Genomic DNA, 19,274 nt, shown 5'->3' with positions numbered 1-19,274 from the left:
TTCACACCTTAGCCACGAGCGGGCGACCCAGCAGGCCTTGGGGACGGAAGATGAGGATCATCACCAGCAGCGAGAAGCTGAACACGTCCTTGTAGTCGGAGTTGATCAGGCCGGAGAACAACGACTCGGAAATCCCCAGGATGATCCCGCCGAGCATGGCCCCCGGCAGCGAGCCGATGCCGCCGAGCACCGCGGCGGTGAAGGCCTTGATGCCGATGATGAAGCCGGCGTAGAAGTCGAAGGTGCCGTAGTTCATGGTGATCAGCACGCCCGCCAGCGCAGCCATCACCGCACCGATGACGAACACGTAGGAAATCACCCGGTCGGTGTTGATGCCCAGGATCGAGGCCATCTTGCGGTCTTGTTGCGTGGCCCGGCACATGCGCCCGAGCTTGGTGTACTTGATCACGTAGGTGAGCAGGCCCATGCCGACGAAAGCGGCCACCAGGATGAAGATCTTGGTGTAGGTGAGCTGCACGAAGCCGCTGCCCACTTCGACGCGCATGGCGCCTTCGAGCAGGGTCGGCACGCCTTGCTGGCGGGCGCCCTGGCTGATCTGCGCGTAGTTCTGCAGGATCAGCGAAATGCCGATGGCGCTGATCAAGGGCGCCAGGCGGGTGGAGTTACGCAGGGGTTTGTAGGCGATGCGTTCGATGGTGAAGCCATAGACGCCAGTGACGACGATGGTGAACAACAGGGTGCCCAGCATCAGCAGCGGAAACGACTCGATACCGAAGTAGGCCAGCAATGCCAGGCTGATCGCCGCGAGGTACGCGGAGATCATGTACACCTCGCCGTGCGCGAAGTTGATCATGCCGATGATGCCATAGACCATTGTGTAGCCGATGGCGATCAGGCCGTAGACCGACCCGAGGGTCAGGCCGTTGACCAGTTGCTGCAGGAAAATACCATCCATAACGCAATCTCACCTGATTGAGATTGCACGAGCGCCGACCACGCAGGGCCCGGATGCAGCGGCCCTCGCAGCGCAGAACTGTGCACATCTACTGACAAAGACAGGTACCGCGGGGGCAACGGCCCGGGGCATCGCGCGCCCGGGCCGGATGCCATTGTTATTTTTGTTTTTCCAGCTGGTGGTACTTGCCGTTGGCATCCCACTGGTAGACCACGTAGTCGGAGACGGTCAGGTCGCCCTTCTGGTCCCACTTCTTCTCGCCCATGACGGTCTTGACCGGGTTGGCCTTGAGCCACTTGGCGGCGTCCTCGCCCTTGTTCGACTTGGCGCCGTTGAACGCGGCGGCCAGGGCCTGGACCGAGGCGTAGGCATACAGGGTGTAGCCTTCAGGCTCGGTGCCGTTCTTGCGGAACTCCTCGACCACCGCCTTGCTGTCGGGCAGCAGGCGCGGGTCGGCGCCGAAGGTCATGTACACGCCATTGGTGTACTGGGCGCCGCCGGCGGTGGCCACCAGTTCGTCGGTGACGATGCCGTCGTCGGACATGAAGGCCACGTCCTTCAGGCCCTGCTCGCGCAGCTGGCGCACCAGAGGGCCGGCCTCCGGGTGCAGGCCGCCGAAGTAGACGACATCGGCACCTGCGGCGCGGATCTTGGTGACCACGGCGCTAAAGTCTTTCTCGCCGCGGGTCAGGCCCTCGTACAGCACCGGGGTGACGCCGCGCTTGATCAGCTGGGCCTTGGTGGCGTCAGCCAGACCCTGGCCATAGGTGTCCTTGTCGTGTAGCACCACCACCTTCTTGCCCTTGAGCACGTCGACAATGTAGTTGCCGGCGACGATGCCCTGCTGGTCGTCACGGCCGCACATGCGGAACATCGCGGACAGGCCGCGCTCGGTCACCTGCGGGTTGGTGGAGCCGGGAGTGATGGCGATCACGCCGGCCTCGTCGTAAACCTCGGAAGCGGGGATGGTATTGGAGGAGCAGAAGTGACCGACCACGCCCGCCACCTTGTCCTGGTCGACCAGGCGGTTGGCCACGGATACTGCCTGCTTCGGCTCGCAAGCGTCATCGCCCTTGACCAGGACGATCTTCTCGCCGTTGACGCCGCCAGCCTTGTTGATCACGTCGGCCGCGGCCTGCGCACCTTTCATGTACTGCTCGCCAAACGCTGCGTTGGCTCCGGTCATCGGGCCCGCGACGCCGATCTTGATGTCGGCCTGAACATACGAAGAAACACCCAGTGCGGTGGCTACAGCCAGTGCCAGGAAACCTTTCTTGTAAAACGTCTGCGACATGAGGTGGTGCTCCTAGAATATTTTTTTTGGTTGGCACTACAACTTCTCAGCCCTGTGCTCCGAGCAAGGGCCGTGCCAGTGGTTTTGTCTTCCGGGAAAACACACGACAAGGGGTGAACAGAGGCGACCGGCGGCCTTTTCTTTATTGAGCGTGCAACCGTCTGCCACACAGCAAGTGACACCCACACGCCTAGACAAGGAGCAACCGACGCCCATCATCATTGCAACCCTCGCAAGTGTTAACGTGCAACCGCGCTGTAACAGCGGACGTCACCGAACTGCACACCACTGGTGCGCGACTGCTACAGGGAGCACTGTTTGAAGGCTAGCTGGCGCACGGAAAATTACCTGCAGAGGCCAATATCGCGGGCGGCGCGGGAGCGGGCTTGCCCCGCGATCTGGCACAATGGTCGCCATTGCCCGCCTTGGAGCTTCCCCCTGATGAGCGAGAGCGCATTCGCCGAGCGCATCGTGCACAACCTGCTCGACACCGACTTCTACAAGCTCACGATGATGCAGGGCGTCCTGCACAACTACCCGGACGCCGATGTCGAATGGGAGTTCCGCTGCCGCAACGGCGAGGACCTGCGCCCCTACCTGGGCGAGATCCGCAACCAGCTCGAGCTGCTCAGCGAGCTGACCCTGGATGACGGCCAACTGGCCTTCCTCGAGCGCATCAGCTTCCTCAAGCCGGACTTCCTGCGTTTCCTGCGCCTGTTCCGCTTCAACCTGCGCTATGTGCGCATCGGCATCGAGAACGACCAACTGTTCCTGCGCCTGAAAGGCCCATGGCTGCACGTGATCCTGTTCGAAGTGCCGCTGCTGGCCATCATCAGCGAAGTGCGCAACCGCCACCTGCACCCGCGCATGCGCCTGGCCGAAGCCCGCGACCAGCTATATCGCAAGTTCGACTGGCTGCGCGCCCACGCCAGCGACGACGAACTGGCCGAACTGCAGGTAGCCGACTTCGGCACCCGTCGGCGCTTCTCCAGCCGCGTGCAGGAAGACGTGGTGCGAGTGCTGCGCGATGAGTTCCCGGGCCGCTTCGTCGGCACCAGCAACGTCGACCTGGCATGGAAACTGGATATCAAGCCCCTGGGCACCATGGCCCATGAATGGATCATGGCCCACCAGCAGCTCGGCCCACGGCTGATCGACAGCCAGATCGCCGCCCTGGACTGCTGGGTGCGCGAGTACCGGGGACTGCTCGGCATCGCCCTGACCGATTGCATCACCATGGATGCCTTCCTGAAGGATTTCGACCTGTACTTCGCCAAGCTGTTCGATGGCCTGCGTCACGACTCGGGCGAGCCGGTGGCCTGGGCAGAAAAGGCCATCGCCCATTACCAGAAGCTAGGTATCGACCCGATGACCAAGACCCTGGTGTTCTCCGATGGCCTGAACCTGACCCGCTCGCTGGAGATCTTCCGGGCCTTGCGTGGGCGCATCAACGTCAGCTTTGGCATCGGCACCAACCTGACCTGCGACATCCCCGGCGTGGCGCCCATGAACATCGTGCTTAAAATGACCGACTGCAACGGCTCGCCGGTGGCGAAGATCTCCGACGAAGCCGCCAAGACCCAGTGCCGTGACGAAAACTTCGTCGCCTACATGCGCCACGTATTCAAAGTCCCCAGCAAGGAGTAACCCATGCAAGCCGTTCAGCAAGAGATTGCCCAGGCGCTCAAGGTGCAGCCGCCGTTCGCCGATGCCGCCGCCCTCGAGCAGGAAGTGGCCCGGCGCGTGGCGTTCATCAAGGACTGCCTGGCCAATGCCCGGCTCAAGACCCTGGTGCTGGGCATCAGTGGCGGTGTCGACTCGCTGACCGCCGCCCTGCTCGCCCAGCGCGCCATCAACGAACTGCGCGCCGAGACCGGCGACAAGGCCTATACCTTCATCGCCGTGCGCCTGCCGTACCACGTGCAGCACGACGAGCACGACGCCCAGGCCTGCCTGGACGTGATCAAGGCCGACGAGGTGCACACCATCGACATCGCCCCAGCCGTAAAAGCCTTGGCGGCAGAGGTCGAGGAACTGAAAAACGGCTCGCCGACCCTGGTCGACTTCGTCGTCGGCAACGTGAAGGCACGCACGCGCATGGTCGCCCAATACACTGTCGCGGGTGCCCGTGCCGGCCTGGTGATCGGCACGGACCATGCGGCCGAAGCGGTAATGGGCTTCTTTACCAAGTTTGGTGATGGTGCCTGCGACCTGGCGCCGCTGAGCGGGCTGGTGAAAAACCAGGTGCGGGCCATTGCGCGCAGCTTTGGCGCGCCGGAATCGCTGGTGGAGAAAGTACCGACCGCGGACCTGGAAGACCTCGAACCGGGCAAGCCGGACGAAGCGTCCCACGGCGTGACCTACCAGCAGATCGACGCCTTCCTGCACGGTGAGCCGGTGAGCCAGGAGGCGTTCGACATCATCGTCGCCACCTACCGCAAGACCCAGCACAAGCGCGAGCTGCCGTTCGCCCCTTGATCAGGCGTGGAAACAACTGTGGGAGCGGCCTTGCCCTGCGATGACATGGTGGATTCACCATCGCCATCGCGGGGCAAGGCCGCTCCCACAGGGTATTGCGTCAGGTTTTGATTACTTGACGACGACCTTGCCCTTCATCATCGCGATGTGGCCCGGGAAGGTGCAGAAGAAGCTGTAGTCGCCGCCGGCTTCCAGTTTGGTGGCATCGAACTTCACTTCGGTTTCTTTCTCAGGAGCGCCGATCATCTTGGTGTGGGCGATGATCGCGGCGTTGTCGGCCTTGATGTAGTCCTTGTCCAGGCCTTGCGACATGCCTTCGGTGGCGATGCCTTGCATGTCGGCGGTCTTGCTGATCACCAGGTTATGCCCCATGACGTTCTTCGGCAGGCTGCCGGAGTGGGTCAGTTTTACGGTGAACTCCTTGCAGCTCTTGTCGACGGTGATTTCCTTGGTATTGAAGGACATCTGGTCAGTCGAGTCGACAGTCACCGAGCACTTGTCAGCAGCGAAGACGGAGGCGCTGGCGAGGGTCAGCAGGGATACCGCTACAGCTTTCGCAAACATCATGAATCTCCTTGGCAGGGTTTTATCAATTGCGAGACTGCCTGAAAACCGAACGCCCGTACCTGATATGGGTCAAGGGGTGTCAAGTCGCCAGCCAGTAGATTTGTTCAATGGATTGTATACAACCAATCAAAGTGCACATCATGCCCTCTTAATGGACGATGAGACAACCTCTCAATTAGGAGCAAATGTCATGACATTGAGCAACATGATGCGCAGCCTGCTGGCAGCCTACGCCTGCGGCGCCGCAGGTTCGGCGGTCTGCGAGTTCGCCCGTCCCGAATGATCCCCTTGGAACCGACAGGCATGCGCCTTACCCTGTGCGCGCATGTAAAGGGAGATAAGCAATGCCTGTACGTTCCGTTTGTGTCTTCTGTGGCGCCAGCATCGGTGCCAACCCTGCCTACCGTGAAGCCGCCGTCGCCCTCGGCCAGGCCATCGCCCGCCGTGGCCTGACGCTGGTCTATGGCGGCGGCGGGGTCGGCCTGATGGGCACCGTTGCCGATGCCGCCATGGCTGCCGGAGGTGAAGTCGTCGGCATCATCCCGCAAAGCCTGATGAACGCCGAAATCGGCCACAAGGGCCTGACCCGCCTGGAAGTGGTGGACGGCATGCATGCGCGCAAGGCGCGCATGGCCGAACTCAGCGACGCCTTCATTGCCCTGCCGGGTGGCCTGGGCACGCTGGAGGAGCTGTTCGAGGTATGGACCTGGGGGCAACTGGGGTATCACGCCAAGCCGCTGGGGCTGCTGGATGTGAATGGTTTCTACGCGAAGCTGGGCGGGTTCCTCGACCATATTGTCGAGGAAGGCTTCGTGCGGCCTCAGCACCGGGCGATGCTGTTGCTCGGGGAGCAGCCGGATGAGTTGCTGGACGGGATGGATCGATTCGAGTCGCCGGTATTGCCGAAGTGGGTGGACAAGAAGCCTGATTAATCGAAAAGGGGCTGCGCTGCAGCCCATCGCCGCGGTTCGTCGCCACGGCAAGCCGGCTCCCACAGGTGCAGCGCATGCCTTGCCCTAGTGGGAGCCGGCTTGTCGTGGCGACGAACCGCGGCGATGGGCCGCAACGCGGCCCCTTTTATGATCAGCGCGGGATGACAGGCTGGCGCGGCTTCTTGCCCTTGCCTCCACCACCCTTGGCCGCTTCCTTGCGCTCCTTGGCCGCCTGCTGGTTGCGGGCGAACGCCTCGGCCTTGGCCTTCTCGCGCTTGTCCCACGGCTTGCTGCCATCGCTGGCGCGCGGCGGCAGGCCGGTGTGCTGGGTGAGGATCTTCTGGTCCTTGCCCACCTTGTGGCTGCCGGCCGGGGTCGAGTTCTTGCGCCGCGCACTCTGGTAAGTGTCGGTCGCCGGCTGGTGCAGCGGGATCAGCTGGTGCTTGCCCGGCCCGATCAGGTCGGCGCGGCCCATGCGCTGCAGCGCTTCGCGCAGCATCGGCCAGCCCTTCGGATCGTGATAACGCAGGAACGCCTTGTGCAAGCGGCGCTGCTCCTCGCTCTTGACGATCTCCACCCCTTCGCTCTTGTAGGTGACCTTGCGCAGCGGGTTCTTGCCCGAATGGTACATGGCCGTGGCCGAAGCCATCGGCGACGGATAGAACGCCTGCACCTGGTCGGCACGGAAGCCGTTGCCCTTGAGCCACAGGGCCAGGTTCATCATGTCTTCGTCGGTGGTGCCCGGGTGGGCAGCGATGAAGTACGGAATCAGGTACTGCTCCTTGCCCGCTTCCTTCGAAAACTTCTCGAACATGCGCTTGAAGCGGTCGTAGGTGCCGATGCCCGGCTTCATCATCTTGTCCAGCGGGCCACGCTCGGTGTGCTCCGGGGCAATCTTCAGGTAACCGCCGACGTGGTGGGTGACCAGCTCACGCACGTACTCCGGCGACTCCACCGCCAGGTCGTAACGCAGGCCCGAGGCGATCAGGATCTTCTTAACCCCCGGCAGGGCGCGAGCCTTGCGATACAGTTCGATCAGCGAGCTGTGGTCGGTGTTGAGGTTCTCGCAGATACCCGGGAACACGCACGACGGCTTGCGGCAGTGCTTCTCGATGTCATGGCTCTTGCAGGCGATGCGGTACATGTTGGCGGTCGGCCCGCCGAGGTCGGAGACCACGCCGGTGAAGCCCGGTACCTTGTCGCGCATTTCTTCGATCTCGTGCAGGATCGATTCGTGCGAGCGGTTCTGGATGATCCGGCCTTCGTGCTCGGTGATCGAGCAGAATGTGCAGCCACCAAAGCAGCCACGCATGATGTTCACCGAGAAGCGGATCATCTCGTAGGCCGGGATGCGCTCCTTGCCATAGGCCGGGTGCGGGATGCGCGCATAGGGCATGCCGAACACGTAGTCCATCTCTTCGGTGGTCATGGGAATGGGTGGCGGGTTGAACCACACATCCACCTCGCCGTGCTTCTGCACCAGGGCGCGGGCGTTGCCCGGGTTGGTCTCCAGGTGCAGCACGCGGTTGGCGTGGGCATAGAGCACCGGGTCGTTGCGTACCTTCTCGAAAGACGGCAGGCGGATCACCGACTTCTCGCGGGTGACGCTCGGGCTGTCGAGGATCTGCACCACCTTGGCTTCGTTCGGGTCTTCCTGGTCGCCCTTGGCCTGTTCGATGGCACAGGCCTGGGTGTCCTGGGTGTTCACGTACGGGTTGATGATCTTGTCGACGCGGCCTGGGCGGTCGATACGGGTGGAGTCGATCTCGAACCAGCCCTGCGGGGTGTCGCGACGAATGAACGCGGTGCCGCGCACGTCGGTGATGTGCTCGATGCTTTCACCCTGGGACAGGCGCTGGGCAACCTCGACGATAGCGCGTTCGGCGTTGCCGTACAGCAGGATGTCGGCGCTGGCGTCGACCAGGATCGAGTGGCGGACCTTGTCCTGCCAGTAGTCGTAATGGGCGATGCGGCGCAGCGAGGCCTCGATGCCGCCGAGCACGATCGGCACGTGCTTGTAGGCCTCCTTGCAGCGCTGGCTGTACACCAGGCTGGCGCGGTCCGGACGCTTGCCGGCCATGCCGCCAGGCGTGTAGGCGTCGTCGGAACGGATTTTCTTGTCCGCGGTGTAGCGGTTGATCATCGAGTCCATGTTGCCCGCCGCGACCCCGAAGAACAGGTTCGGCTCGCCGAGCTTCATGAAGTCGTCCTTCGACTGCCAGTTCGGCTGGGCGATGATGCCCACCCGGAAGCCCTGGGCCTCGAGCAGGCGGCCGATGATGGCCATGCCGAACGACGCGTGGTCGACGTAGGCGTCACCGGTCACGATGATGATGTCGCAGGAATCCCAGCCGAGCTGATCCATCTCCTCCCTGCTCATCGGCAGGAACGGCGCTGGCCCGAAGCATTCGGCCCAGTACTTGGGATAGTCGTAGAGTGGTTTGGCTGCTTGCATGTCAGTGACCGGTTCTAATGTGCAGGAAAATCGCGGGCGCGGAATATAGCACAAATTTTGACCAAATCCGACGGTGGTGGTCGGATTCATGTGGTGCCTGTAACGTCCCAATCGCCGGCAAGCCGGCTCCCACAAGATCATCGCTGCTTCAGGGATGGCACAGTACCTGTGGGAGCCGGCTTGCCGGCGATTGGGGCTGGAGGGGTACGCTTACTCGTCGTCGTCGAAGTTGTACATGCCCGGCGCGAGGTTCTCGAAGCGGGTGTACTTGCCGATGAACGCCAGGCGAATGAAGCCGATGGGGCCGTTACGCTGCTTGCCGATGATGATCTCGGCTACGCCCTTGTGCTCGGTCTCGGGGTGATACACCTCGTCGCGGTAGACGAACATGATCACGTCGGCGTCCTGCTCGATCGCACCCGATTCACGAAGGTCGGAGTTGACCGGGCGCTTGTTGGGGCGCTGCTCGAGAGAGCGGTTGAGCTGTGACAGGGCGATTACCGGGCAGTTGAATTCCTTGGCCAGCGCCTTGAGCGAGCGGGAGATCTCGGAAATCTCGTTGGTCCGGTTGTCACCGGCAGAGCCCGGGATCTGCATCAGCTGCAGGTAGTCGACCATGATCATGGCGATCTCGCCATGCTCGCGGGCCAGGCGGCGGGTGCGCGCACGCATTTCCGAGGGGCTGATGCCGGCGGTATCGTCGATGAACAGCTTGCGGTCGTTCAGCAGGTTGACCGCCGAGGTCAGCCGCGGCCAGTCGTCGTCGTCCAGCTGACCGGAACGCACCTTGGTCTGGTCGATGCGCCCGAGCGACGACAGCATACGCATGATCAGCGATTCACCGGGCATCTCGAGGGAGAACACCAGCACCACCTTGTCACTGCGCAACACGGCGTTTTCCACCAGGTTCATGGCGAAGGTGGTCTTGCCCATCGACGGACGGCCCGCGACGATGATCAGGTCGGCTGCCTGCAGGCCGCTGGTCTTCTCGTCCAGGTCGGTGAAGCCGGTGGAAACGCCGGTGATGTCGCTGTCGGAGTTGAACAGCGTGTCGATGCGGTCGATAGCCATGGTCAACAGCTCGTTGACCCCCACCGGCCCACCGGTCTTCGGCCGCGCCTCGGCAATCTGGAAGATCTGCCGTTCAGCGTCGTCAAGGATCTCCTCGGCGTTACGCCCCTGCGGGTTGAAGGCGTTGTCGGCGATATCGGTACTGATGCTGATCAGCTGTCGCAGCGTGGCCCGCTCACGGATGATCGCGGCGTAGGCCTTGATGTTGGCTACCGACGGGGTGTTCTTGGCCAGCTCGGCCAGATACGCCAGGCCGCCGACCTGGGTGGACACGCCCTCCTTGTCCAGCTGCTCGTGCAGGGTGACCACGTCGAACGGCTGGTTCGCATCCACCAGCTTGTGGATGGCGCGGAAGATCAGGCGGTGGTCATGCCGGTAGAAATCGCCGTCCGACACCTGATCCAGCACCCGTTCCCAAGCGTTGTTGTCCAGCATCAGGCCACCGAGCACGGCCTGTTCGGCCTCGATGGAATGCGGCGGCACCTTCAGGGCAGCGGTTTGCAGGTCGAGTTGTTCGGGGGTGGTGATCTCGTTCATGGCCACGAAAGAATTCTGGAAGATGAAAAAGACAAAGGGCACGGCCTGCGCAAAACAGGACCGTGCCCGATGTTAACCGCCTGGCCCGCGAGGGACCAGCCGATTACGCAGCTTAGGCAGCTACGACGACCACACGTACGGTGGCTTCAACGTCGCTGTGCAGGTGCACGGCTACGTCGTATTCGCCAACCTGACGGATGGTGCCGTTCGGCAGACGAACTTCAGCCTTGGCCACTTCAACGCCGGAGGCGGTCAGGGCGTCAGCGATGTCGTGGGTGCCGATCGAACCGAACAGCTTGCCTTCGTCGCCAGCGGTGGCAGTGATGGTCACTTCCAGCTCGGCCAGTTGGGCAGCGCGGCTTTCAGCCGAAGCTTTTTTCTCTGCGGCGGCTTTTTCCAGCTCGGCGCGGCGTTCTTCGAACGCGGCCAGGTTGGCGGCGTTGGCAACGGTGGCCTTGCCGAATGGCAGCAGGAAGTTACGGCCGTAACCAGCCTTAACGTTTACTTTGTCGCCCAGGTTGCCCAGGTTGGCGACTTTTTCCAGCAGGATCAGTTCCATTTGGTAAAACCTCTTAACTTTTAACCTTCACCGTTCGCGGAGTCGTCACCCTGTGAAGGGGACTTGCGACCGCGAAAATCAATCAGGCTGTCGACAATGGCCAGAACCACGAGCAACGGATACATCAGCTGCATGAGCAGCGGCAACGTCACGTACATCCCCACCAGCCAGAAACCGGCCAGTCGCCCTTGTGCCACCAGCCCGTGAATCAGGGCGATGCCAGCGAGCAGCAGCACCAGGCTGGACGCACTGGCCAGGACGATGAACTGCGACCCGATGAACGGGCCCAACACCATCAATGACACCAGCACCAGCATGGGTACCAGCGGCAGCCTCAGTTCGCGAAACTCGCGCCCGAAACCACCGGGGTTGTACAACGCAGCCTGCCAATAGCGCGCCAGCATCAAGGCCAGCAGGCTGAACAGCTGCAGCATTACCGCACTGGAAGCGACCAGCAAAGGGCCGATCAGCTCACCAGGTAGTACTGGTTGGCCCTCGAACTGCGGCAGGGCTTTTTCAAGCGCCTTGGCCAGCACCTCGAAGGTTTCGCGCATCACCGCATCCAGGATCAGGCTGTACAGCAAGCCTAATGCGACACTGGACAGCAGTACCCGGGTCCAGGAATGCCCGGCACGCAACGAGGCGGCCAGACCCAGCGTTCCCAAAAGCACCAGCAAGGTGCTCGGTTCGCCGAAGAAGCCCATGATCAACGCTGGCAAAAGGCCCCAGGCGATGACCGATGAAGCGTCCTTGAACCCGCGCCGCAGGAGCACAAGGCTACCGGCGGCGGCACTCAACCAGAACAGCAGCGGCAGTACCGCGCTGATGACCACCACGAGGGTGGCCTGCACACGACCGCGCATGATGAAACTTGCCAACGCTCGCATGCTTATCCCTTGCTACTTAGTCGACGACCCGGTCTCAGCGGCCGTGGCTGTCGGTGTAGGGCAGCAGGGCCAGGAAGCGGGCGCGCTTGATAGCGGTGGCCAGCTGACGCTGATAACGAGCTTTGGTACCGGTGATGCGGCTTGGAACGATCTTGCCGGTTTCGGATACGTAAGCTTTCAGGGTGTTGAGATCTTTGAAGTCGATCTCTTTCACGTCTTCAGCAGTGAAGCGGCAGAATTTACGACGACGGAAGAAACGTGCCATGTAATAGGCTCCTCAAAAGGTCCGTGGATTACTCGTCAGCGTTATCGCTGTTGTCGCTGTCATTGCTGTCGTCGCCTTCGGCGCCATCAGCATGCTCAGGACGTTCGCGACGCTCACGGCGCTCGCTGCGGTTCTCTTCTGCCTTGAGCATCTCGGACGGGCCGGTGACGGCTTCGTCGCGACGGATGACCAGGTTACGGATCACGGCATCGTTGTAGCGGAAGTTGTCTTCCAGCTCGGCCAGGGCCTTGCCGGAGCACTCAACGTTCAGCATCACGTAGTGAGCCTTGTGAACATTGTTGATTGCGTAGGCCAGTTGACGACGGCCCCAGTCTTCCAGGCGGTGGATCTTGCCACCATCTTCTTCGATCAGCTTGGTGTAACGCTCAACCATGCCGCCGACTTGCTCGCTCTGGTCCGGGTGAACCAGGAAGATGATTTCGTAATGACGCATGAATGCTCCTTACGGGTTAGTAGTCTGCCAGCAACCTGGTCAGACAAGGAGTGAATGACACTGTATGTCTTGCCCTAGAGAGAAGGCACATGCGCGCCTGCCAGCTCGGCAAGGGGCGCAATTGTAGAGAAGCCGGGAAGGACAAGCAAGGAGGTTGGCGAATATTTGAACAGCCGGAAACATATTCGCCCAACAGGCCGCAAGCCTGGGAAACAACGTGGGAGCGGCGCACCGCCGCTCCCACACACAGTCAGATCAGCGCTTGGCCTGACGCTGCCTCACCGCCTCGAACAGGCACACCCCGGTGGCCACCGAAACGTTCAGGCTGCTGACGCTGCCACCCATCGGCAACTTCACCAGGAAATCACAGTGTTCACGGGTCAGGCGGCGCATGCCCTTGCCTTCGGCCCCCATGATCATCACCAGCGGACCGGTCAGGTCCTGCTGGTAGATTTCCTGCTCGGCCTCGCCAGCGGTACCGACCACCCACAGTCCGCGCTGCTGGAGTTTCTCCAGGGTACGCGCCAGGTTGGTCACGGCCACCAGCGGCATCACCTCGGCGGCGCCGCAGGCCACCTTGCGCACCACGCCGGTCAGGGTCGCGGACTTGTCCTTGGGGATCACCACGGCGGTCGCCCCGGCCGCATCGGCGGTGCGCAGGCAGGCACCGAGGTTATGCGGATCGGTGACGCCATCGAGCACCAGGATCAAGGGCGGCGTCTCGGTGCGCTCGAGCAGCTCGTCGAGCATCGCCTCGCCCCAAACCTGGCTCGGGCTCACCTCGGCAACCACCCCCTGGTGCACACCTTCGACCCAGGCGTCGAGCTCACGGCGCTCGGCCTGGCCGACCTGGACACAGTTCTGCGCAGCCAGCTCCAACAAGGCCTGGATGCGTGGCTCACTGCGCCCTTCGGACAGCCAGATCTGCTTTACCCGCTTGGGGTGGTGTTGCAGCAGTGCCTGCACGGCATGCACGCCGTAGATCTTTTCCAGCTGACTCATGACTTGTTCTTGCCCTTGCGTGGCGCGCCGGACTTGGGCGGCCCCTTGCGATGCTTGGTCGGCTTGCCGGACGACTTGCCACCTTTTTCCGACTTGCCGCCGGCATGGCCGCTGGCGCGCGCCTCACCCATCAGCGCCTTCTTCATTTCACGGCTCTTGCGCACCTCGGCATTGCGCTGCACGGCGTCTTTCGGGAAGTACGCCTCGGAGGCCTCGCTCTTGCGGCTGCGCGGCTTGGGCGAAATCTTCGCTTCGACGGCAGGCGCCTGCTCGGCCACCGGCTGCGCGGCAGCGCGTGGCTTGCGGCCGACCGGTGCGGTGACGGTCTTCTCCGACATTTCGAAGTCGATCTTGCGCTGTTCGAGGTCGACACGCATGACCTTCACCTCGACCGTGTCGCCCAGGCGGAAGCTGCGGCCGCTGCGCTCACCGGACAGGCGGTGATGCACAGGATCGAAGTGGTAGTAGTCACCCGGCAGGGCGCTGACATGCACCAGGCCTTCGACATAGATGTCGGTCAGCTCGATGAACAGGCCAAAGCCGGTCACTGCGGTGATCACGCCAGGGAAGGTCTCGCCGACGCGATCACGCATGTACTCGCACTTGAGCCAGTTGACCACGTCGCGGGTAGCTTCGTCGGCGCGGCGCTCGGTCATCGAGCACTGCTCGCCCATCTGCTCGAGGCTGTTCTCGTCGTACGGGTAGATGCGCGCCTTGGGAATACTCATGGCACCGGCACGCTTGACGTGCGGGGTGTCGACCTTGGAGCGGATCACGCTACGGATGGCGCGGTGCACCAGCAGGTCCGGGTAACGACGGATCGGCGAGGTGAAGTGGGTGTAGGCCTCGTAGTTCAGGCCGAAGTGGCCGTTGTTCTCGACGCTGTACACCGCCTGGCTCAGCGAGCGCAGCATGACGGTCTGGATCAGGTGGAAGTCCGGGCGCCCGGCGATGCTCGCCAGCAGTGCCTGGTAATCCTTCGGCGAAGGGTCCTTGCCTTTGTGCAGGCTCAGGCCCAACTCACCGAGGAATGCGCGCAACTTCTCCAGGCGCTCGGGCGGCGGGCCGTCGTGCACGCGGTACAGCGCAGGCACATTGTGTTTCTGCAGGAACTCGGCCGTCGCGACGTTGGCCGCCAGCATGCACTCTTCGATCAGCTTGTGGGCGTCGTTGCGCACGGTCGGACGAATTTCGTCGATCTTGCGGTCATCGCCGAAGATGATCCGGGTTTCCTGGGTTTCGAAGTCAATCGCGCCGCGGGTGTGACGGGCCGCCAGGAGCACCTTGTACAGGGCGTACAGGCTCTTCAGGTCCGGCAGCACCGCGCTGTATTCCTCGCGCAGGGCCTTGCCTTCGCGGGTACGGGAATGCTCGAGCATGCTGCTGACCTTGTTGTAGGTCAGGCGCGCGTGGGAGTGGATCACACCCTCGTAGAACTGGTAGTCGACCATCTGGCCGGCCTTGTTGATGGTCATTTCGCAGACCATGGCCAGGCGATCAACGTGCGGGTTCAGCGAGCACAGGCCGTTGGACAGCTCTTCGGGCAGCATCGGCACGACGCGCTCGGGGAAGTACACCGAGTTACCCCGTTGCTGCGCTTCGGTATCCAGGGCCGAGCCCAGGCGCACGTAGCTGGAAACGTCGGCGATCGCCACGTACAGGCGCCAGCCGCCGGAGAACATGCGCAGCTTGCCTAGCGGTTCGCAATACACCGCATCGTCGAAGTCGCGGGCGTCTTCGCCGTCGATGGTGACGAAAGGCAGATGGCGCAGGTCGATGCGCTTCTCTTTATCTTTCTCCTCGACTTCGGAGCGGAACTTGCGCGCTTCCTTGATCACCTCCTGCGGCCAGACATGCGGGATGTCATAGCTGCGCAGGGCGATGTCGATTTCCATGCCCGGCGCCATGTAGTTGCCGATCACCTCGACCACATCACCCTGGGGCTGGAAGCGCGGGGTTGGCCAGTGGGTGATCTTGATCGACACGAACTGGCCGATCTTGGCGCCGCCGTTGCGCCCGGCGGTGACCAGCACTTCCTGCTGGATCTTCGGGTTGTCGGGGGTCACATAGCCGATGCCGCCCTCTTCGAAGTAACGGCCGACCACGCTTTCGTGGGCGCGGGAGATGACTTCCACCAGCACACCTTCGCGGCGGCCACGGCGGTCCACCCCGGAAACCCGGGCCAGGCCGCGGTCGCCGTCGAACACCAGGCGCATCTGCGACGGACTGAGGAACAGGTCTTCGCTGCCATCGTCGGGAATCAGGAAGCCGAAACCGTCGCGGTGGCCGGACACGCGGCCACAGATAAGGTCGAGCTTGTCCACCGGGGCATAGGTGCCGCGCCGGGTATAGATAAGCTGACCGTCGCGCTCCATGGCACGCAGGCGGCGGCGCAGGGCTTCGATCTGGTCTTCTTCGTAAAGACCGAACTCTTCGGCCAGCTGTTCGCGGGCAGCCGGCTCGCCACGGTCGGCGAGGCGCTGCAGGATCAGCTCACGGCTGGGGATAGGGTTGTCGTATTTTTCCGCTTCGCGAGCGGCCTCGGGATCGAGGGATTGCCAATCGGCCATCAGAAGGGGTTCACCTTGGGGTATATAGATATGAATTCTGGCATAGGCGTATTGAAACCGGAAATGTCAGCCTTGGACAGCCCCGGCGCGGTATCCGCCGAACGGAAATAGGCGCGTGGAATCAACGGGTTGAATTTTTTGAATTTTTTTTCGATCAGGGGCTTTACAGCCATCAGGAGCGTCCGTATAGTGCGCACCACAACGACGGACAAGCCCGAAGTTGTAGTAGAGATGAACGACGCTGTAAAGCATCTTTTAATCTCGAATGTGTGCCCAGGTGGCGGAATTGGTAGACGCGCTGGTTTCAGGTATCAGTGACTTAACGGTCGTGGAAGTTCGAGTCTTCTCCTGGGCACCAAAAATTTTCAAGTAACAGATGACCAAGGATCTGTTACTACTGTGTGAAAGCAGACGAAAGTCGCCTTCAGCAGACGATGCAAAGCTTTGCCCAGGTGGCGGAATTGGTAGACGCGCTGGTTTCAGGTATCAGTGACTTAACGGTCGTGGAAGTTCGAGTCTTCTCCTGGGCACCATACAAAAACCCACTAGCTTGCTAGTGGGTTTTTTCTTGCCTGCGATTTCATGTCGCCGGGCAGCCCCCTCCTTCGTCTACCCATGAATTTCCCGTCATGCGCCCATTTGAGAAACAATTTCGTTTACCATTGTTTCCAAATATGTAGCCGTAAGCGAGGAAATACCCGCATGACGATCCGCCCGCAACCGCTGATGCGCACCCTGGCCGCCGCAGTTCTGAGCCTGGTGATCGGCGCTCCGGCCGCCCTGGCAGACGAACCGGTCACGTTGACCATGTACAACGGCCAGCACAAGGAAATCGGTGAAGCCATCGCCAAGGCCTACGAGGCCAAGACCGGTATTCATATCAATATTCGCAAGGGCAGCAGCAACCAGCTGGCCAGCCAGATCATCGAGGAAGGCGAACGCTCGCCGGCCGACATCATCTATACCGAAGAGTCGCCACCGCTGAACAACCTGGGCGAACTGGGCCTGCTGGCGAAGATCGACGACGCCACCCTGAACATGCTGCCCAAGGAGTACGTCGGCGCCAACGGCACCTGGATGGGCGTCACCGCGCGCACCCGCGTGGTGGTCTACAACCCGAAGAAGATCGATGAGAAGGACCTGCCGACCACGGTGATGGATTTCGCCGGCCCCGAGTGGGACGGCCGCGTCGGCTACGTGCCCACCAGCGGCGCCTTCCAGGAACAGGCGGTGGCCATCCTCAAGATGCACGGGCGCGAAGCCACCGAAGAATGGCTGACCGGCCTTAAAGCCTTCGGCAAGACCTACACCAACAACATGGTCGCGCTGAAGGCCGTGGAGAAGGGCGAAGTCGCCGCCGTGCTGGTGAACAACTACTACTGGTACGCCCTGGAGCGCGAGCGCGGCAAGCTCGACTCCAAGCTGTACTACCTGGCCGACGGCGACGCCGGCAACCTGGTGACCATCTCCGGTGCCGCCGCGGTCAAGGCCAGCAAGCATCCGAAAGAAGCACAGGCCCTGCTCAACTGGATGGCCAGCGAAGAAGGCCAGCGCGTGATCACCCAGACCACCGCCGAATACCCGCTGCATAAAGGCATGGTCTCCGACCGCGGCCTGAAGCCGTTCGATGAGCTGCGCCCGCCGAAGATCTCGCCGGCCGACCTTGGCAATGCCGAGGAAGCCATCGAGCTGGAACGTGAGGTTGGCCTGCTCTGATGACTGCCGCCCTGCCCTCGCCCGCCTTGGCGCGTTTCGTCCCCAAGCGCAAGCGCCCGTCCATCTGGGTGGTGCTGCCCGTGCTGTTCCTGGTGGCCATGAGCCTGCTGCCATTGCTGTACGTCGGACTCAAGGCCTGGGATGCCGGCTGGCATGAAGCGCTGCGCCTGCTATGGCGCCCGTTCGTGTGGGGCTTGCTGCGCAACACCCTGCTGCTGATGGTCGGCGTCACCGCGCTGTGCCTGGTGGTGGGCGTGGCCCTGGCCTGGCTGCTGGAGCGCAGCGATCTGCCGGGCCGACGCCTGTGGGGCGTGGTGCTGTGCCTGCCGTTTGCCGTGCCATCGTTTGTCAGCAGCTTCACCTGGGTGTCGCTGAGCTCGGACTTCGAAGGACTGGGCGGGGCGATCCTGGTGATGGCGCTGTCGAAATACCCGCTGGTATTCCTGCCGGTGGCCGCCACCCTGCGCAACCTGGATACCGCATTGGAGGAGTCGGCGCGCACTCTGGGCTGCAGCCGCTGGGGCGTGTTCCGCAAGATCACCCTGCCGTTGCTGTGGCCGTCGATGCTCGGCGGCGGGCTGCTGATTGCCCTGCACATGCTGGTGGAGTTCGGCGCCCTGTCGATCCTTGGCCTGCAGACCTTCACCACGGCGATCTACCAGCAGTTCGAACTGGAATTCAGCAACGCCAACGCCGCGATGCTCTCGGCGGTGCTGCTGGTGCTGTGCCTGGCGATGCTGTGGCTGGAACTGCGGGTGCGTGGCAAGGCGCGTCATGTGCGCATTGGCCAGGGCGTTGCGCGCCGCGCCCAACCCTTGCGACTGCGCGGCTGGATGCCGCTGGGGCAGCTGTTCTGCCTGGCGCTGGCGGTGTTGGGTAGCGGCATTCCACTGGCCATGCTCGGCTACTGGCTGAGCGTGGGCTCATCGGCGGCCTTCCCGGTCGCGGCCATCGGCAAGGCCCTGGGCACCTCGCTGTCGGTGTCATTGGGTGGCGCCGGCTTCTGCGTGCTGCTGGCCCTGCCAATCAGCTTCCTGGTGGTGCGCTACAAGGGGCGCCTGGCGATCTGGGCCGAGCGGTTGCCGTACCTGCTGCACGCCCTGCCCGGGCTGGTGATCGCGCTGCCCCTGGTGTTCTTTGCCCTGCACTATGTGCCGGCGCTGTACCAGACCACGGCGCTGCTGATCCTGGCCTATGCCCTGCTGTTCCTGCCGCTGGCGCAGTCGCCGGTGCGCACCGCACTGAACAAGGCCTCGCCAACCCTGGAAGAGGCGGCGCGCACCTTGGGCGCCAGCAGCTTTGCAGCCTTCTGCCGGGTTACCTTGCCGATCATCTTCCCGGCAATGGCGGCGGCGTTCGCCCTGGTGTTCCTGGATGCAATGAAGGAACTGACCGCCACCCTGCTGCTCAGCCCGACCGGGATGACCACCTTGGCCACCGAGGTGTGGGCGCATACCGCCAACGTCGAGTTCGCGGCGGCGGCGCCTTATGCGGCGTTGCTGATCGTGGTGTCGGGATTGCCGGTGTATCTACTGACTACGCGGATGTATCTGAACAAGGCGTAAGACCTA

At 62.6% G+C, this 19,274-nt stretch carries 17 protein-coding genes and 2 tRNA genes; 7 read left to right on the top strand and 12 right to left on the bottom strand.

What is annotated here, in order from left to right:
* Position 1 precedes the first annotated feature (1 nt).
* Together CCOS191_RS03070 and CCOS191_RS03065 are read right to left on the bottom strand one after the other, a co-directional pair.
* Positions 2–916, bottom strand: coding sequence for an ABC transporter permease subunit (locus CCOS191_RS03070; protein WP_046854014.1), 915 nt, complete (start codon positions 914–916; stop codon positions 2–4).
* 157 nt (positions 917–1,073) lie between these two features.
* Positions 1,074–2,210 (bottom strand): branched-chain amino acid ABC transporter substrate-binding protein, encoded by a 1,137-nt coding sequence (locus CCOS191_RS03065; protein ID WP_046854013.1) that lies wholly within the window; start codon positions 2,208–2,210, stop codon positions 1,074–1,076.
* Between the two features lie 441 nt (positions 2,211–2,651).
* Here CCOS191_RS03065 and pncB point away from each other — a divergent pair, with 441 nt between their 5' ends.
* Positions 2,652–3,857 carry a nicotinate phosphoribosyltransferase gene (gene pncB / locus CCOS191_RS03060; RefSeq protein ID WP_046854012.1) on the top strand — a complete coding sequence of 402 codons (1,206 nt, stop codon included), beginning with the start codon at positions 2,652–2,654 and terminating at the stop codon, positions 3,855–3,857.
* Between the two features lie 3 nt (positions 3,858–3,860).
* Positions 3,861–4,688 carry an ammonia-dependent NAD(+) synthetase gene (nadE, locus tag CCOS191_RS03055; protein WP_046854011.1) on the top strand — a complete coding sequence of 276 codons (828 nt, stop codon included), beginning with the start codon at positions 3,861–3,863 and terminating at the stop codon, positions 4,686–4,688.
* A gap of 111 nt (positions 4,689–4,799) precedes the next feature.
* On the opposite strand, the gene azu is transcribed toward nadE, so the two are convergent.
* Entirely contained in the window at positions 4,800–5,252 is a 453-nt protein-coding gene (azu, locus tag CCOS191_RS03050; protein ID WP_046854010.1) for an azurin, read from the bottom strand.
* A gap of 347 nt (positions 5,253–5,599) precedes the next feature.
* Here azu and CCOS191_RS03045 point away from each other — a divergent pair, with 347 nt between their 5' ends.
* Positions 5,600–6,187, top strand: a complete 588-nt coding sequence (locus CCOS191_RS03045; RefSeq protein WP_046854009.1) for a TIGR00730 family Rossman fold protein — start codon at positions 5,600–5,602, stop codon at positions 6,185–6,187.
* A gap of 151 nt (positions 6,188–6,338) precedes the next feature.
* Here the strand turns inward: CCOS191_RS03045 and CCOS191_RS03040 are convergent, their stop codons facing one another.
* From CCOS191_RS03040 to CCOS191_RS27805, 9 genes are all read right to left on the bottom strand, one after another.
* Positions 6,339–8,642 (bottom strand): YgiQ family radical SAM protein, encoded by a 2,304-nt coding sequence (locus CCOS191_RS03040; RefSeq protein ID WP_046854008.1) that lies wholly within the window; start codon positions 8,640–8,642, stop codon positions 6,339–6,341.
* A gap of 210 nt (positions 8,643–8,852) precedes the next feature.
* A complete protein-coding gene (dnaB, locus tag CCOS191_RS03035; protein ID WP_046854007.1) occupies positions 8,853–10,250 on the bottom strand; it encodes a replicative DNA helicase in 1,398 nt (465 codons plus the stop codon).
* Between the two features lie 112 nt (positions 10,251–10,362).
* Positions 10,363–10,809 carry a 50S ribosomal protein L9 gene (gene rplI / locus CCOS191_RS03030; RefSeq protein ID WP_046854006.1) on the bottom strand — a complete coding sequence of 149 codons (447 nt, stop codon included), beginning with the start codon at positions 10,807–10,809 and terminating at the stop codon, positions 10,363–10,365.
* 20 nt (positions 10,810–10,829) lie between these two features.
* Complete coding sequence (locus tag CCOS191_RS03025; RefSeq protein ID WP_046854005.1) at positions 10,830–11,696, bottom strand: hypothetical protein; 867 nt, start codon at positions 11,694–11,696, stop codon at positions 10,830–10,832.
* 34 nt (positions 11,697–11,730) lie between these two features.
* Complete coding sequence (rpsR, locus tag CCOS191_RS03020) at positions 11,731–11,961, bottom strand: 30S ribosomal protein S18 (RefSeq protein WP_003249563.1); 231 nt, start codon at positions 11,959–11,961, stop codon at positions 11,731–11,733.
* 28 nt (positions 11,962–11,989) lie between these two features.
* Positions 11,990–12,415 (bottom strand): 30S ribosomal protein S6, encoded by a 426-nt coding sequence (rpsF, locus tag CCOS191_RS03015; protein WP_023629370.1) that lies wholly within the window; start codon positions 12,413–12,415, stop codon positions 11,990–11,992.
* A 255-nt stretch (positions 12,416–12,670) separates the two neighbouring features.
* On the bottom strand, positions 12,671–13,417 hold the full coding sequence (gene rlmB, locus CCOS191_RS03010; protein WP_046854004.1) for a 23S rRNA (guanosine(2251)-2'-O)-methyltransferase RlmB: 747 nt from the start codon (positions 13,415–13,417) through the stop codon (positions 12,671–12,673).
* On the bottom strand, positions 13,414–15,987 hold the full coding sequence (gene rnr / locus CCOS191_RS03005) for a ribonuclease R (protein WP_046854003.1): 2,574 nt from the start codon (positions 15,985–15,987) through the stop codon (positions 13,414–13,416). The genes rlmB and rnr overlap by 4 nt, the downstream gene beginning before the upstream one ends.
* On the bottom strand, positions 15,987–16,160 hold the full coding sequence (locus CCOS191_RS27805) for a hypothetical protein (RefSeq protein WP_156177503.1): 174 nt from the start codon (positions 16,158–16,160) through the stop codon (positions 15,987–15,989). Before CCOS191_RS27805 ends, rnr begins: the two co-directional genes overlap by 1 nt.
* A 98-nt stretch (positions 16,161–16,258) precedes the next feature.
* Here CCOS191_RS27805 and CCOS191_RS03000 point away from each other — a divergent pair.
* The 4 genes from CCOS191_RS03000 to CCOS191_RS02985 all read left to right on the top strand — a co-directional run bounded on the left by CCOS191_RS03000 (position 16,259) and on the right by CCOS191_RS02985 (position 19,268).
* Positions 16,259–16,345 (top strand) — tRNA-Leu (locus CCOS191_RS03000).
* A gap of 88 nt (positions 16,346–16,433) precedes the next feature.
* A tRNA-Leu gene (locus tag CCOS191_RS02995) sits at positions 16,434–16,520 on the top strand.
* Between the two features lie 169 nt (positions 16,521–16,689).
* On the top strand, positions 16,690–17,703 hold the full coding sequence (locus CCOS191_RS02990) for an extracellular solute-binding protein (protein WP_023629373.1): 1,014 nt from the start codon (positions 16,690–16,692) through the stop codon (positions 17,701–17,703).
* Complete coding sequence (locus tag CCOS191_RS02985) at positions 17,703–19,268, top strand: ABC transporter permease (RefSeq protein ID WP_046854002.1); 1,566 nt, start codon at positions 17,703–17,705, stop codon at positions 19,266–19,268. The genes CCOS191_RS02990 and CCOS191_RS02985 overlap by 1 nt, the downstream gene beginning before the upstream one ends.
* Positions 19,269–19,274 lie beyond the last annotated feature (6 nt).

It is taken from the genome of Pseudomonas sp. CCOS 191, assembly GCF_001007005.1.
GTDB classification, from domain to species: domain Bacteria; phylum Pseudomonadota; class Gammaproteobacteria; order Pseudomonadales; family Pseudomonadaceae; genus Aquipseudomonas; species Aquipseudomonas soli.
The sequence above is the reverse complement of the archived record's forward strand: the minus strand, read 5'-3'. Positions and strand labels throughout refer to the sequence as shown.

Coding starts and splice junctions, on each gene's coding strand:
- CCOS191_RS03070 (WP_046854014.1), bottom strand. CDS start 916: ATGGATGGTATTTTCCTGCAGCAACTGGTCAACGGCCTGACCCTCGGG.
- CCOS191_RS03065 (WP_046854013.1), bottom strand. CDS start 2,210: ATGTCGCAGACGTTTTACAAGAAAGGTTTCCTGGCACTGGCTGTAGCC.
- pncB (WP_046854012.1), top strand. CDS start 2,652: ATGAGCGAGAGCGCATTCGCCGAGCGCATCGTGCACAACCTGCTCGAC.
- nadE (WP_046854011.1), top strand. CDS start 3,861: ATGCAAGCCGTTCAGCAAGAGATTGCCCAGGCGCTCAAGGTGCAGCCG.
- azu (WP_046854010.1), bottom strand. CDS start 5,252: ATGTTTGCGAAAGCTGTAGCGGTATCCCTGCTGACCCTCGCCAGCGCC.
- CCOS191_RS03045 (WP_046854009.1), top strand. CDS start 5,600: ATGCCTGTACGTTCCGTTTGTGTCTTCTGTGGCGCCAGCATCGGTGCC.
- CCOS191_RS03040 (WP_046854008.1), bottom strand. CDS start 8,642: ATGCAAGCAGCCAAACCACTCTACGACTATCCCAAGTACTGGGCCGAA.
- dnaB (WP_046854007.1), bottom strand. CDS start 10,250: ATGAACGAGATCACCACCCCCGAACAACTCGACCTGCAAACCGCTGCC.
- rplI (WP_046854006.1), bottom strand. CDS start 10,809: ATGGAACTGATCCTGCTGGAAAAAGTCGCCAACCTGGGCAACCTGGGC.
- CCOS191_RS03025 (WP_046854005.1), bottom strand. CDS start 11,696: ATGCGAGCGTTGGCAAGTTTCATCATGCGCGGTCGTGTGCAGGCCACC.
- rpsR (WP_003249563.1), bottom strand. CDS start 11,961: ATGGCACGTTTCTTCCGTCGTCGTAAATTCTGCCGCTTCACTGCTGAA.
- rpsF (WP_023629370.1), bottom strand. CDS start 12,415: ATGCGTCATTACGAAATCATCTTCCTGGTTCACCCGGACCAGAGCGAG.
- rlmB (WP_046854004.1), bottom strand. CDS start 13,417: ATGAGTCAGCTGGAAAAGATCTACGGCGTGCATGCCGTGCAGGCACTG.
- rnr (WP_046854003.1), bottom strand. CDS start 15,987: ATGGCCGATTGGCAATCCCTCGATCCCGAGGCCGCTCGCGAAGCGGAA.
- CCOS191_RS27805 (WP_156177503.1), bottom strand. CDS start 16,160: ATGGCTGTAAAGCCCCTGATCGAAAAAAAATTCAAAAAATTCAACCCG.
- CCOS191_RS02990 (WP_023629373.1), top strand. CDS start 16,690: ATGACGATCCGCCCGCAACCGCTGATGCGCACCCTGGCCGCCGCAGTT.
- CCOS191_RS02985 (WP_046854002.1), top strand. CDS start 17,703: ATGACTGCCGCCCTGCCCTCGCCCGCCTTGGCGCGTTTCGTCCCCAAG.